Source organism: Flavobacterium sp. (assembly GCF_043780635.1).
Taxonomy (GTDB): domain Bacteria; phylum Bacteroidota; class Bacteroidia; order Flavobacteriales; family Flavobacteriaceae; genus Flavobacterium.
Genome location: NZ_JAYWCK010000047.1, coordinates 13,776 through 29,989, shown reverse-complemented (window position 1 = coordinate 29,989; position 16,214 = coordinate 13,776). Strand labels below are relative to the sequence as shown.

At 33.3% G+C, this 16,214-nt stretch carries 8 protein-coding genes; 2 read left to right on the top strand and 6 right to left on the bottom strand.

Going from position 1 to position 16,214, the window contains the following annotated elements; all coding sequences use genetic code 11:
• Positions 1-7 precede the first annotated feature (7 nt).
• Positions 8-2,389 (top strand): M1 family metallopeptidase, encoded by a 2,382-nt coding sequence (locus ACH2BV_RS04740; protein ID WP_395049574.1) that lies wholly within the window; start codon positions 8-10, stop codon positions 2,387-2,389.
• A 507-nt stretch (positions 2,390-2,896) separates the two neighbouring features.
• On the opposite strand, the gene ACH2BV_RS04735 is transcribed toward ACH2BV_RS04740, so the two are convergent.
• From ACH2BV_RS04735 to ACH2BV_RS04715, 5 genes are all read right to left on the bottom strand, one after another.
• Positions 2,897-4,438, bottom strand: coding sequence for an acyl-CoA carboxylase subunit beta (locus tag ACH2BV_RS04735; protein WP_395049573.1), 1,542 nt, complete (start codon positions 4,436-4,438; stop codon positions 2,897-2,899).
• A 3-nt stretch (positions 4,439-4,441) separates the two neighbouring features.
• A complete protein-coding gene (locus tag ACH2BV_RS04730; protein ID WP_395049572.1) occupies positions 4,442-5,884 on the bottom strand; it encodes an acetyl/propionyl/methylcrotonyl-CoA carboxylase subunit alpha in 1,443 nt (480 codons plus the stop codon).
• 2 nt (positions 5,885-5,886) lie between these two features.
• Positions 5,887-6,372 (bottom strand): acetyl-CoA carboxylase biotin carboxyl carrier protein subunit, encoded by a 486-nt coding sequence (locus tag ACH2BV_RS04725; RefSeq protein ID WP_395049571.1) that lies wholly within the window; start codon positions 6,370-6,372, stop codon positions 5,887-5,889.
• A 259-nt stretch (positions 6,373-6,631) separates the two neighbouring features.
• Positions 6,632-8,740, bottom strand: a complete 2,109-nt coding sequence (locus ACH2BV_RS04720) for an ATP-binding protein (RefSeq protein WP_395049570.1) — start codon at positions 8,738-8,740, stop codon at positions 6,632-6,634.
• A gap of 360 nt (positions 8,741-9,100) precedes the next feature.
• Positions 9,101-11,299, bottom strand: a complete 2,199-nt coding sequence (locus ACH2BV_RS04715; protein WP_395049569.1) for a B12-binding domain-containing radical SAM protein — start codon at positions 11,297-11,299, stop codon at positions 9,101-9,103.
• Between the two features lie 143 nt (positions 11,300-11,442).
• On the opposite strand from ACH2BV_RS04715, the gene ACH2BV_RS04710 reads away from it, so the two are divergent.
• Positions 11,443-15,525 (top strand): T9SS type B sorting domain-containing protein, encoded by a 4,083-nt coding sequence (locus ACH2BV_RS04710; RefSeq protein ID WP_395049568.1) that lies wholly within the window; start codon positions 11,443-11,445, stop codon positions 15,523-15,525.
• 31 nt (positions 15,526-15,556) lie between these two features.
• Here ACH2BV_RS04710 and ACH2BV_RS04705 read toward each other — a convergent pair whose 3' ends face one another.
• Positions 15,557-16,210 (bottom strand): SdpI family protein, encoded by a 654-nt coding sequence (locus ACH2BV_RS04705; RefSeq protein WP_395049567.1) that lies wholly within the window; start codon positions 16,208-16,210, stop codon positions 15,557-15,559.
• Positions 16,211-16,214 lie beyond the last annotated feature (4 nt).

The window sequence follows — 16,214 nt, the reverse complement described above, 5'->3', positions numbered from 1 at the left end:
ATAGTAAATGAACAAATTTGCAAAAACACTGTTGCTGATGACTTTTATGGGTCAGGTAATAATGGCACAAAACATTTTAAACAATCCGGGAAGTAACCACGGAAATAAGTTTGAACAGTTGGGAGGCATTTTATCAACGCCCAATGAACAGCGCACTGCAAGCGGAGCTCCAGGAGTTAAATACTGGCAACAAAGAGCCAATTATAACATTAACTGTGAATTGGACGAAAAAACCTTGACTTTAAAAGGAAGCGAAACCATTACTTATTTTAATAATTCTCCAGATGTATTGACCTATGTTTGGCTACAACTCGACGAGAATGAGCACAACAATTTAAAAAATGCCAACTATCAAAGTGCAAGTGTGATGCCGACTACAAGCAACAACATATTGATGGACACAAATTTAGAAAGCAACAGACCGGACGACAACGGTGCAGGAATAAACATAATAAGCATAACCGATTCTTTAGGAAAAAAATTAAAATACACCATTAACAAAACAATGATGCGTGTAGAAATTCCTCAGTTAAAATCAGGACAGCACTGTGTTTTTAATGTCGATTGGAATTACAAAATTACAAATCGTATTGCTGGAGGAGGTCGTGGGGGCTATGAATTTTTTCCAAACGAAAAAAATTATATTTTTACAATGTCACAATGGTATCCTCGTTTGTGCGTGTACAGCGATTTCCAAGGATGGCAAAACCATCAATTTACAGGAAGAGGTGAATTTGCGCTAACTTTTGGTGATTTTAATGTAAAAATGACCGTTCCGGCCAATCATGTCATTACTTCAACTGGAGAATGCACCAATTATAACACTGTTTTAACTCCCGCACAATTGACTCGTTACCAAAAAGCACAAACTGCTATTGAACCTATAGAAGTGGTTACATTGGCAGAAGCTAAACTATCTGAACAAAACATTACAGAAGCCAAGAAAACATGGATTTATAAAGCCAATAATGTGCGTGATTTTGCTTGGGGTTCCTCTCCAAAATTTGTCTGGGATGCAATGGCACAAAGTATAAAAGGTAAAAAAGTAATGTGCATGAGTTTTTATGGAAAAGAAGCCTATGGTTTGTATCGAAAATTTTCGACTCGTGCCGTGGCACACACTATAAAAACGTATTCCGATTTTACAATTGCATATCCATATCCAGTGGCACAAAGTGTAGAAGCGGCTAGCGGTATGGAATATCCAATGATTTGTTTTAACTATGGTCGCGCCCTGGCCGATGGCACATATAGTGAAAATACCAAAAATGGAATGCTTGGAGTGGTAATACATGAGGTAGGGCACAACTTTTTTCCAATGATTATAAACAGTGACGAACGTCAATGGAGTTGGATGGACGAGGGATTAAACACGTTTGTTCAATATTTAACAGAAGAACTTTGGGACAATAAGTTTCCAAGCAAAAGAGGACCAGCCTATACTATTGTCGATTATATGAAATTGCCTAAAGATGAATTAGAGCCAATTATGTCGAACTCTGAAAACATAGTAAACTTTGGTCCTAATGCGTATTCTAAACCTGCTACAGGATTAAACATTTTGCGTGAAACTATTATGGGAAGGGAATTGTTTGATTATGCTTTTAAAGAATATGCTAAACGTTGGGCTTTTAAACATCCAACGCCAGCTGATTTTTTCCGAACAATGGAAGATGCTAGTGGTGAAGATTTAGATTGGTTTTGGAGAGGATGGTTCTATGGAACCGATTCTTGTGATATTGCTCTAGAAAGTGTAAAGTTTGCTAAAGCAGACTACATCACATTTACTGTTGAAGATAAAAAAGACAAGAAAAATCGTATAGATAAACCCGAGGTTAATACTTTTGAAGACATTTCAAAAGTTAGAAATCGCACTTCAAATGATTTAAAATTCTATACTGATACTGATTTAGAAGCAAGAGATTTTTATTGGAAGTACGCACGTGGTTTGGTTGAAATAGACACTACTTTGGCATTGAAAAATATGCCGGTGCCCTCCATTTTACCAATGGATGAATTTACAGCAGAAGAAAAAGAAAAATACAGCAGCAAATTTTTCTACGAGCTAAACTTCACCAACAAAGGAGGCTTGGTAATGCCAATTATTGTTGAATTCACATTTAAAGATGGAACCAAATTGATTGATAGAATTCCAGCGCAAATTTGGAGACTTAATGAATCAAAAACATCGAAATTTTATGTTCACGACAAAGAAATAGCTTCTATAAAAATAGATCCAATGCTTGAAACTTCTGATATTGACGTGAAAAATAATGTTTGGGGAGCTGAAACCGTTGAGCCGTCTAAACTTCAAATGTTTAAAGCACGTGCCGGAACAGCGCTGACAAGAGGCCAATCCGTAGGACAAAACCCGATGCAGTTACAATAGAAATAGAAATAATATTTTTTTCATACTATAAAAAAGCTGTACAACATTTATTTTTTGTACAGCTTTTCTTATTTCAGGATGATCCAAAATCTACTTTTAAGTTTTTCTTTGTTCGTTCACTTCAGCACATATTCCATTTTCAAATAAAGTAATGAATGATGCGATTTCCCGATTCTCTTGCATCCATGACTTAACGCGCTGCTCTCTATTTAAAAAAAAAAAAATTGAAGGGTTATCGTGTAATAGATGTTTTATAAGTTTGGATAAATGGCAAAAATAAATTATAACTATACTATCAATCAATATATTACTTCTATTATAGAATACCTCAATTTGTTTATTTGAAACTAATTCTATATTGTTTTCTTTTTTAGAATTGCTGGAAACATTTGCATATGTAAAACCAAAAGAAATAAATACGAATAACACATTGTAACTCTTGATTTTATTTATTTTAAATTTTTACTAAAAACGAAAACAAAAAATTTAGTTGCTTCAATTATGAAATTACAAGGGAATATTTCCGTGTTTTCTAATAGGCGTTACACTAACTTTATTTTCAAGCATACTAAATGCTTTTATCAATTTACGTCTGGTATCTTGCGGTAAGATCACCTCATCGACAAAACCCCGTTGGGCTGCAGTATATGGATTGGCAAACAAATCAGCATATTCAGTTTCTTTTTCTAAAAGTTTTGCAGCTGGATCTTCGGCTTCGCTGATTTCTTTTTTGAAGATGATTTCTGATGCTCCCTTGGCTCCCATTACGGCAATTTCAGCCGTTGGCCAAGCAAAATTCATATCAGCACCAATGTGTTTTGAATTCATAACATCATAAGCACCACCATAAGCTTTTCGAGTGATTACGGTAACTCTTGGCACGGTAGCTTCGCTTAAAGCGTACAATAATTTTGCTCCGTGAACAATAATACCGTTCCATTCTTGATCGGTTCCCGGTAAAAAACCTGGTACATCAACCAATACAAGCAACGGAATATTAAAACAATCACAAAAACGGGTAAAACGTGCCGCTTTTTTCGAACTATTTACGTCCAAAACACCGGCAAGAAACATAGGTTGGTTGGCAACAATTCCTATACTTCTTCCTCCCAAACGTGCAAATCCCACAAGAATGTTTTCGGCATAGTTTTTATGAATTTCAAAAAACGAATTTTCATCAATAATACCGCCAATCACGCTATGCATATCATAAGGTTTGTTCGGATTATCTGGAATAATATTGGCTAATTGCTCCCTAACCTCATCATTTAACTGATATGGTAAATTATGAGGTGTTTCTTTATTACTTTGTGGCAAATAACTCAATAATCGTTTAAGATCTTCTAGACATTCTACATCATTTGTGGAAGTCCAATGTGCCACACCAGACTTAGTAGAATGAGTACTTGCTCCACCCAATTCTTCTGAAGTAACAGTTTCGTTGGTAACGGTTTTCACCACATTAGGTCCAGTTACAAACATATAACTTGTCTCTTCAACCATCATGGTAAAATCAGTCATTGCTGGCGAATAAACAGCTCCGCCTGCGCAAGGGCCCATGATAGCAGAAATTTGTGGAATTACCCCTGATGCTTGTACGTTTCTGTAAAAAATATCGGCATAACCTCCCAAAGAACGAACTCCTTCCTGAATCCGTGCACCACCAGAATCGTTAAGTCCAATGATAGGCGCACCCATTTTGACTGCCATATCCATAACTTTACATATTTTTTCGGCATGTGTTTCAGATAATGCACCTCCAAAAACCGTAAAATCTTGGGCAAAAATATAAACCAATCTTCCATTAATAGTTCCATATCCAGTGATAACTCCATCACCATAATAGATTTCTGCATCCATTCCGAAATCAGTAGTTCGGTGTGTAACCAACTTGCCAATTTCTTCGAAAGAACCTTCATCCAACAAATAATTAACACGCTCTCTTGCGGTTAATTTTTTCTTTTCATGTTGTTTTCCAATACGTTTTAAACCTCCGCCCAAATGAGCCTGAGCAATTTTATCGTTTAATACTTTAATTTTGTGTTCCATAATTTATTGAATTGGCAAGCGTAAAACTTTTTGATCTTCAAAATACTGTTTCAAAGCTAAAAGGGCAGCTATTTCAGCTTCTTTAACCTTTTGGACTTTTAATACTTCAGGTGAATAATATTTTTTTACAAAGTTGGTATCAAAATTTCCTGAACGGAAAGCTTCATGTTCAAAAACAAATTTCCCAAAAGGTAAAGTGGTCTCTACTCCTTCTATCTTGTAGTTTTCAATTGCTTTTAACATTAATTCTATAGATTCTTCTCGAGTCTTTCCATAAGTAATTAATTTAGATAACATTGGATCATAATAAATAGGAATATCCATACCTTGTTCAAAACCATTATCTACACGAATACCTTCGCCCACGGGCAATTGATATACATCCAAATGTCCAACGCAAGGTAAAAAATCATTTAAAGGATCTTCGGCATACACACGCAATTCCATAGCGTGACCTTTTATCTCTAAATCTTCTTGCTTGATAGTTAATGCTTCTCCACGAGCCACTCTAATTTGTAGTTCGACTAAGTCGGTTCCTGTAATCCATTCTGAAACAGGGTGTTCTACCTGCAAACGAGTATTCATTTCTAGAAAATAAAAATTATCCTTTTCATCATATAAAAACTCTACCGTTCCTGCTCCAAGATAATCACAAGACTTAGCAACAAGAACCGCTGCTTCCCCCATTTGTTTTCTTTTTTCCGGAGTCAAGACTGAAGAAGGAGCTTCTTCAATTACTTTTTGATGGCGTCGCTGAATACTGCATTCCCTTTCGAATAGATACAAAACATTGCCATGACTGTCAGCCATAATTTGGATTTCAATATGTCTTGAAGAAGCAACATACTTTTCTATAAAAACGGAACCATCACCAAAAGCAGCAATTGCTTCACTGATTGCTCTGTTCATTTGAGATTCGAAATCGCTTTCTTTTTCTACCACACGCATTCCTTTTCCACCACCACCTGCTGAGGCTTTAATCAAAATAGGAAAACCAATTATATTTGCAGTTTTCTTAGCTTCATCAATATCCGTAATAGCATGATCTACTCCGGGAACCATTGGAATGTTGTATTTCATAACCGCATCCTTGGCGGCTAGTTTACTTCCCATTATTTCAATAGCTTTTGATTTGGGACCAATAAAAATAATATTATTCAATTCACACTCTTGGGCAAATTCAGCATTTTCGCTTAGAAATCCATACCCTGGATGAATAGCATCAACATTTAATGATTTGGCTACTTCTATAATTTTACTCCCCAACAAATAAGATTGATTGGATGGAGATTCACCAATCCAAACGACTTCATCGGCAAATTTCACGTGAGGTGCATTTCTATCCACAGTAGAATATACGGCAACGGTTTTAATTCCCATTTTCTTGGCCGTTTTCATTACTCTAATAGCAATTTCTCCTCTATTGGCAACTAATAACTTTTTCATAATTATTCAAATTCAATTAATAGTTGTCCCTTATCCACTGCATCACCCATGTTAACCGAAATTGACTTGATGATTCCGTCCCTTGGAGAAAGAAAACTGTTTTCCATTTTCATAGCACCCAAAATGATTAAGCTATCATTTTCCATAACAGATTGTCCTACAACCACACTAATTTCCAAAATTAATCCAGGCATTGGTGCCTTAATAAAATTAATCTGTTTAGTGTGTCCTACTTCAAAACCCATTTCTTTTATCAAGATATCTAATGGATTTGAAATAGCAACATGATAAATGTTGTTATTCACCTTAACCGTATACTTTTTTTGATCGAAATCTGAAACAATAATTTCAGCTTTGTAAGGGAGATTTTGATGAAGAATATGAAATTTATTAGTTTCCAAACTCACGGCATCTAATTTTGAGATACTATCCTTTCCGAACTCAAACTGAAAAGTATCATTAACATTTACTTTATAAGGAATACTCATTTGCATCTATTTTATAGTGCAAAATTAGTTAAAGAAAACGTTTTCGTAGATGAAATTGGGAAGAATTTTGCTAAATTGATATAGTTATTTGAAAATATATTTTCACATCAATAATAACTTAGATTTTCTCAAAATATTCGAAGGTTTTGAATACCAAAACAATTCAATATCTTACAATGAATATTGAATCAAATAATTTTTTTATCAAAGAAGATGTGAAATGAATCTTCTCTAAATTTAAAAATATTTTTAGAAATAATTAATATTTATTTCTAAAAACATCGTCAAACATTTCAAATAATTTTTCTCTATTAATTGGTTTGGTTATGTAACCATAAAATCCAGAATTATAAATTCTAACTTCATCTTCGCTTGATGAATAAGCGGTTTGGGCAATTACAATTAATTCTGGTCGTATCACCTTTATTTTTTCCAATGCCTCAAAACCATTCATAATAGGCATTTTTATATCCATAAGAACTAAATCTATATTTGGATTATTAATACAGATATCTACAGCTTCTTGCCCGTTTACCGCTCTGATAACATTATAATTCCTGAGTTTTATTATTTTTTGAAATAACAAGAAATTAATATTATCATCTTCAGCGATTAAGATTGTCCCCTCTTCTTTCCCTTTTGAATCATCAGAACTCTTTATGGATCTCACTATAATTCTTTGTTCTTTATCATATTCCAGAGGAATTGAAAATGAAAAAATAGAACCTTCTTCAACTATAGATTCCAAGGTGATTGTTCCTCCCATCATTTCAACATAAGCTTTAGAAATGGCCAATCCTAAACCTAAACCACCAGCCTTAATTGATAAGTCGCTATCTATTCTTTTAAAACGATCAAAAATATATTTATGATTATTTTTATCTATTCCAAGTCCTGTATCTTGTATTTTAAAGATGATTTTGGCATTTTTATCGTCTACTTCATAACCAAAAGCAACATAGCCTTTATCAGTAAATTTAATAGCATTATTCACTAAATTAACAAGAACCTGCTTTAATTTAGTTTCATCAGAAATAATATTATAGGGAACAGACTGTTTGTTTTCAATTATTCTGAAATCTATCTCTTTAGATTTTGGAATAGTGATTTTTATGGTTTCATATAATTCATTGATGCAGGATTCTAAATTTATATTAGTCAAGTTAGGGGTAACTTGATTCGATTCAATTTTAGACATTTCAATAAGGTCATCAATGATTGAAACCAAATTTTTTCCACTTTTTTCGATTATTTTTAAATACTCTAATTTTTCTTCTTTATTTAATTTAGTATTAATTAGTAAATCCGTAAAACCATTAATGGCATTCATTGGAGTTCTAATCTCGTGTGATAAATTAGCAAGAAAAGATGATTTAAGCCTATCTCCTTCTTCCGCCTTTATTTTCGCATTAATTAACTCCTTTTTTTGTTCATTGTTTTCTTCAAAAAGGTTGCCTATATATCTAAATTCACCTGTAGTCGATTTCAATTCTTTTATTGATTTTCTATTTCCAGTTTCAAGAACATTTGTAATCAAATTCAGTGGAGAATAAACCCATTTTCTTGTAAAAATTAAATTAACTATAAAATTTATAAAAAAAGCAACGAAAATCAAATAGAGGATAGTTAGCATGTTTTCAAAATAAACATCAAAATCCCTTTTGAAAAATAAATTCGTTACCTTATTACCTTCACAGTCATTTAATACGATTGTCGCAAAAATATGATGTTTTTCATTTTCAGACTCTTTAACTTTATCAATAAAATTAATCTTTGAATTTGTTAAACTTTCTAAATTTAATAGGAAATTTTTATCCAAAAGTCTTGCTACAAAAAAATAGCCTGATGTTTTTGTCTTATTTTTAAAAGGATCATTCGATGGATGGATTGATGCACCAATAACTTCAACGATTCCCTCTGGAATTTTCATATAAAACCTGCTTAACCCAGATTTATTTAGATTTATCATCGCTTGTTTAGGAACAAAATCAATTGATTTTATTTTAGGCGAGGCTTTACGGATTATAAATTTTCCGTCTTGGTCGTAAGCCCCTAAATAATCTACTTTATATATTTCCTGCTCATTTCCGATGGTTTCATTAAACCATTTTGCATCTCTAGTCTTTATGAAATTTACAAACTCATCCCAATTAGTATCATTATTTATGGCAACTGTAATGGGTTTTGAATCTAAAATCAAAAAACTTTTTACTTCACTATAAAATTGCTCATTTGAAGCAGTATAAACTTGCTTTTCAACTTTTCTTGTATAAAAATAAAGAGCAGAATATAGGATTATAAAAAAGACACTTGATGAAAGAAACAAGAATAAAATTTTGGGGTAGGTTTTCTTTAATATGATTTTCATTTCATCAAAAAATTGAGGTACTTAAAAAAGAAATTAATCTAAAATAGATTCGTAATTAATCTACAAATCTAATTTAAAAAAGAAACATTTAGCCTATATTATCTTTTAATTAGTCTTATAACACTAAATTATCCTTGTAGACTATAAACAAACGAAATGCCTATATACATATTTTCTTAATAAAACTTTATAGCTAGAGGAAATAACACTTGAACCAATTATCTATTCAAAATTCAATGCTTATTTTTTTTGGCTTGTATGCAAATAAAAATCGAAAAGATCAAGATTCGATATGTATAAAATTAAAGTACGGATTTACGTCATATTAATTAAAAATGACAAAGAATTTATTATCTTTTTTTATAAAACTAACAATCCAAATTCCCTTAAAGTATTAACTGGTTTCGAATACCAAAACAATTCAAAATCTTCAAAACGAGTTTCAAAATCAGATTTTATATCCTGAAAAGTATAAATTTTAGAACTGTAAACCAAAAGTTTTTCAAGCATTTGAATCAGCCATTCTCCTTCCTTTTTGTAAGTTTGAATGGTAAAACTTTCTTTCTTGTCGTGAAAAGTCAAAGCCATAATTTCCCAAGAGTTTCCTTTTTTGGATTTCGTGAAATGTTCTACAAGTGGCTTTCCTCCTAGCCAAACAATTTTGGCAGTTGGTTTAATATTGAAATTTTCTTCTTCCTCTAAAGCATTGGCAATAAAATCGGGATGGATTTTTGTTTTTGGGATTTTGAAATCGAACCACTCCTGCAATTCATAATCAAAGCAAATGCCGTGCATAAAATTGAACAAGGATTTCTTTAAGCCAAAACTGAATTTATCGTGGTCGATTCCAGTTTTGTCAACATAATTAATGTCATTATTAGCAAAAGTTCCAATGGTTTCGGTTTCCTTCACAACTCCAAAATTTTCCGGATACATTCCCACAGGGCTGTGTGCTGTCATCGCAAATTGATGCCAAAAACCAGATTGCAAAACACCTACTTCAAACAATTGGCGAACCATTTCTAAACTATCAACAGTTTCCTGAACCGTTTGTGTTGGATAACCGTACATTAAATAGGAATGCACCATAATGCCGGCTTCAGTAAAATTCCTTGTGACTTTTGCTACTTGTTCTACAGTTACACCTTTATCAATTAATTTCAACAATCTGTCCGAAGCTACTTCGAGTCCACCAGAAACGGCAATACAACCGGAAGCTTTGAGCAACAAACACAAATCTCCAGAGAATCTTTTCTCGAATCGAATGTTGGTCCACCAAGTCACCACCAGTTTCCTGCGGAGTATTTCGATTGCCAAAGCTTGCATCAATTTTGGAGGAGCAGCTTCATCCACAAAATGGAATCCATTTTCACCTGTTTGAGCTATCATTTCCTCCATTCGATCACACAATAAATTGGCGGCGATGGGCTCGTAAATTTTAATATAATCCAATGAAATATCGCAAAACGTACATTTTCCCCAATAGCAACCGTGAGCCATCGTGAGCTTGTTCCATCGACCGTCGCTCCACATTCGATGCATTGGATTCACGATTTCAATAACCGAAATGTACTTGTCCAAAAGCAAATCAGAATAATCGGGTGTACCAACTTCTGATTGTTTGTAGTCACTGCGTATGGAATTATTTTTGTAAACTACTTTACCATTTTCGAGTAGAAAAGTTCTTTTGAATTCCAGATCCACAGGCTCAGTCTGACAAGCAGCTTTAACTAGTAATTCCACAGGTAATTCACCATCATCCAAAGTTATATAATCGAAAAACTCAAAAACACGAGCATCCGAAAGCGAACGCAATTCGGTATTTGGGAAACCGCCGCCCATCGCTATTTTGATATTTGGATAGTGTTTTTTTACATATTGAGCCGAACGAAAAGCGGAATATAAATTTCCCGGGAAAGGAACAGAAATCAGGAATAATTCGGGTTGAATGGTTTCGATTCTTTCCGTTAAAATCGAAAACAAAACTTGATCTATATAAGTAGGTTCCTCTTGTAAAGCCAAATATAATTCGTCGAAAGAATTAGCACTTCTTCCCAAACGTTCTGCATACCGACTGAAACCGAAATTGACATCCACACATTCCACAATAAAATCGGAGATGTCTTCGAGGTATAAAGTCGCCAAATGCTTTGCTTTGTCCTGGGTTCCCATTGTTCCGAAAGCCCAATCAGTATCTTCGAGTTGTGCAAAACGGGAAGCTTCCGGCAAGAAATCTTCCTGACAAATTTGCAATGCCAATGTTGGATTTTTCCCTTGTAGAAAAGCAATAACCGAATCAATAGTTTTGATGTATTCGTCTTGTAAAGCGAGAATTCTTTGGCTGTTGGGTGTTAGGTTTTGGGTTTTGGGTATAGTATGATTAAATAGATTTTCCAATCCTTCTTTCGAAAACAATTCTAAAATCACTTCGATACCTAAATCGGCTTGAGTAGAAGGAATGTTTTTAGTATTCAGAAAACCTTTGATATAGGCAGTTGCCGGATATGGTGTATTCAGTTGGGTAAATGGTGGCGTGATTAGAAATACTTTGGTTTTCAAAGAGAATTGTTTTGTGCAAAAGTAGGAGATATTTGGAGATTTTTTACAAAATGATTTCAAGGTTACTTTTTGCTATTTTAAATCTTTTTTCTAGTTCCCTTTTGTAGATATTTAGTTACATTTGTAGTCTCCAAATCATTCCAATGAGACGCATATTGTTTATTCTATTTTTATTTTTCGCAAGTTATTTATTTGCTCAAAACAAAAACCAATCCATTGGATTTAAAGAAAACAAAGGACAGATTATTGACCAGAAAGGAAAACCCAATCCTGATGTAAAATACCTTTTAAACACCAATGGATTGAATGTTCAAATTAAATCTAATGGGTTTTCGTATGACATTTATGAAACACAAAAGCATCTGGTAACCGAAAAGCAAAAAGCAAAACTTAGACCTATTTCATTTTCCGACAAAGACAAGAATACCACTCCAGAATATTCCTTAGAATACATTTACCACAGAATAGACATAGATTTTGTGAATTCGAATCCCAAAGTGGAACTAATTACAGAACAAAAATCGAAAGATTATGACAACTATTATAATGTACCCAATAAACCCGATGGTGTTTTGATGGTGCATCAATACCAACAAATTACATACAAAAATATTTATCCCAATATTGATGTTCTTTTCTCTATTCCAAAAGACAGTACTAAAGCAGTAGAATACAACTTTGTGGTTCATCCAAAAGGAAAAATTTCAGACATTCAATTGAAATTTAACGGAGCTAAAACAGAATTGGTTGATAATAAAATTCAAATGCAAGTTCGTTTTGGCGCAATGGAAGAAACCCTGCCAATGAGTTGGACAGAAGATGGAAAATGCAAAAAGGAGATTGCTGTAGGATATACCAAAATCAAGAAAAATGTGTATGGTTTTGAAAGTGTTGAAAACGTTTCTGGTAAAACGGTAGTAATTGATCCTGTACCTATACGGTTATGGGGGACTTTTTATGGGGGAGAAAAAGAAGAAAACACACTTTCTTTAGAAATAGACATAATTGGAAACTCTTATATTTGTGGACGTACCTCCAGTATGAATTTTATTGCAACCAGTAGTGCACATCAAAATAGTTTTGGCTCCTCAATTTATTATGGGCCTAATCTATATATTACAGATGGGTTTATCGCAAAATTTGATGAAAAAGGTAATAGACTATGGAGTACATTTTATGGAGGCAACGTGGACGATGATATTACAGACATAGCTATTTCTAATAATGGATTAATAGGTTTTTGTGGAAATAGTTGGAGTAACAATAATATTTCTACTCTAGGGAGTTTCAAAGATTTTAAATCTGGCTCTTATGGTGAAATGTATCTTGGGGTTTTAAATGCTAATGGAGTTCGATTGTGGGCATCCTACTATGGGAATGATAATGGAATAACTTTAGCAAATTGTATATTGGTTGATAAACAAAACTATTTTTATCTTTCAGGTACAACTACAAGTGATGCTTATATTTCAACTCCCAATTCATTCAAAGAAACAATAATTGACAATAATCGGTTTGATGGTTTTTTAGCCAAATTTGACCAAAACGGAAATAGAATTTGGGGAACATATTTTGGAGGTGATAAAGATGATTACATTGAAGATTTAACTATTGATTCTAATGATAATATAATCATAGTTGGGTACACTATCAGTACAAATGGAATTTCAACACCAAAATCTTTTCAACAATATTTATCATCAGATCAAAATTACGATGGGTTTATTACAAGTTTTACAAATAACGGTATTCAAAATTGGGGTACTTATTTTGGAAGCATTAAAGATGATAAGATTTTTAGAGTTAAAAACTTTAATAATACCCTTTATTTCAGTGGAACTACTAACAATAATGATCTAGCCACACCAAATGCTTTTGAAACCATAAATCAAAACGGATATTTTATTTCAAAATTCAACATTCAAAATCAAAAGAAGATTTGGTTGAGTTATAGTTCAGTAAAAATTACGGATTTCGATATCAATCAAAATGAGGAAATTTATTTAGTAGGAGAATCTAGCAACATAAGTAATATTGCAACTCCAAATGCTTTTAATCCCGTTAATATTGGATTTTCAAGTTTCATACGTAAAATAAATAATAATTGCGGAATAATTTGGGGGACTTATTTAGGAAGCCAAGGTTTTATAAATGAACCTTATATTAAATACTTAAATAATGATATTTTTTATGTTGCTGGTACTTGTTATTCATATTGGTCTTCGCCTCAATTCACTAATTATGGTTTAACAACTCCAAATTCATTTCAAGAAATATCAAATGGAAACCGTGAAGCTTACATAAATAAGTTCCAAGATTGTAACATTGCTTCTTTAGCATCAAGCAACTCTCCAATCTGCATTGGTAACACTATAGAACTAAAAGCATCTGGTGGAACAAATTACTCTTGGACAGGACCAAATGGTTTTACTTCATCAGACCAAAACCCAACAATAACTAATGCTTCTGCATTGAATACTGGCAAATATATCTGTAACATAACAGGAACCATCGGTTGCGACGGCATTGTAACTGTTGATGTTATAGTTGGGGACAATCAACCCGCCGTTCCAAACCTCGCAACACTCCCAACAATTACTGGAGATTGCAAAACCATAATTACCATAATCCCAACTGCTACAGATATTTGTGCTGGACTAATTACGGCAACGACTACCAGTCCACTTTCCTATAGTTTGAAGGGAACTTACACTGTAGTGTGGAATTATAATGATGGGACTGGAAATTCTGTTCCTCAAAACCAAACAGTTATCATTAGCCCTCAATCATTACCCACAGCAACTTCCCCACAAACTTTCTGTATTCAGCAAAATGCAACTATCAGGTCAATAACCATCACAGGTCAAAACATAAAATGGTACGATGCTTTAACCAATGGAAATCTTCTTGCCAATACAACTCCATTACAAAATGGAACAACGTATTACGCTTCTCAAACCATAAATGGATGCGAAAGTGACAGAATTCCAGTTCTAATAAACATTCAAAATACTGCAACTCCCTCAGCAACTTCTCCTCAAACTTTTTGCGCTAGCCAAAACCCCTCTTTAAATACTATTGTAATTACTGGAACAACTCTAAAATGGTATAATAGCTCGACCGATTTGAATGTTTTGCCGATTTCAACTCCTTTGCAAAATGGACAAATCTATTATGCAACACAAACTTTGAATGGTTGCGAAAGTCCAAGTAGATTAGCAGTAACTGTTGCACTCATTTCTACTTTACCCGCAAATAATTATGCTGAATTATTCTGTGATGATTTGAATGACGGAAAGGAAACCTTGAATTTAAGCAGTTACAATTCTAACATCATTTCAAATACAACCGATTATAGTTTCACTTATTACACTTCGCTTTCCGGTGCAGAAAATGAAACGGCAAGCAATAAAATAGCGAATTTCACCAACTATAAATTGGCTTTAGGAGACAATCAAATCTATGTTCGCATTAATTCAAATACGCCTTGTTATGCCATTGCCGAAATAAAATTGACCCTTTTTTCAAAACCCATTATCAATATCCAGGACATTGTGCCAATATGTGAAAATAATTCCATCACGATTGATGCAGGTGAAGGATTTGACAGTTATTTGTGGTCCAATGGAACAACGAATCAGACAATTTTAGTCGAAAATCCAGGCAATTTTTGGGTGACTGTAACTGATGATTATGATACTATTTCATGTTCAAGCACAAAAAACTTTGAGGTAAAGAAATCAAATAAAGCCACCATAAATTCTATTGAAACTAAAGACTGGACTGACAACGAAAATATAATCATAGTAAACATTGCTGCATCTAGTATTGGCAACTATGAATATTCAATTGATGGCTATAATTATCAAGACAGCAATCAGTTTACAGGTTTAAATAGTGGTAAATATACCGTTTTGGTTAAAGACAAAAATGGCTGTGGAACACCACCACCCTATGAGGTGTATCTATTAATGTTTCCAAAATTCTTCACTCCAAACGGTGACGGATATAACGACACTTGGAAAATTAAATTCTCGGATGTTGAAGAAGGTTTGACCATAAAAATATTCGACCGCTATGGCAAACTGATTAAAACTTTAGCGAATAATTCGAGCGAATGGAACGGGACATTCAACGGAACTGAACTTCCTTCCACCGATTATTGGTTTGTGGTTACAAGAGCAAACGGCAAAGAATACAAAGGGCATTTTAGTTTAAAACGTTAGTTCAACTTATTCCATTAAACTAAAACCCATTTTACTTCACAGTTTTCAACTCTTTAAATTTTATGTACGAATAGACAATGGGAACAATTGAAATTATTGCTGTAATGCTTATAAAAAAGTAAAAATTAATATTTTCAGGAATAACCAAATTAGAGATTACTATCAATAATCCGCCAACAATCCATAATTTCCCAGCTAAAATATGAGTTAGTTTCCAAACTTCTTCACTCTCTAATGTCCAAGGCGTTTTTATTCCAAGGAAATAATTTTGCTTGATTACTTTAAAGTAATTACCCAAAGCCATAAACAACAATCCTATCAAAACAAAAACCGTACTCGGGCTTGAAAGCGTTTGACTTTTAGACGAATGTATAATAAAAAGTGCCAAAACCGACATAAAACCAATTAAAACAAATTTTATTTGGTAATACTTCCCTCCCATTAATTCGATTCGCTTTTTGGGATCTATTTTCGGAATAACAAGCATTAAAACATAAGTAAGAACAGGTAATAAAAAGACTAATCCAATTAAAGAATATTTAGTTCCCCAATCGTCAATTTCGCCTTTGTAATTCCAGTGAATTGGTACTTTTTCGGGCAAACTATTCCATAAATAGGCCAAATAAATAAAAGGCAATAACACAAATCCAATAATTGGAAGTTCTTTTTTTAAAGTAACATTCATCATT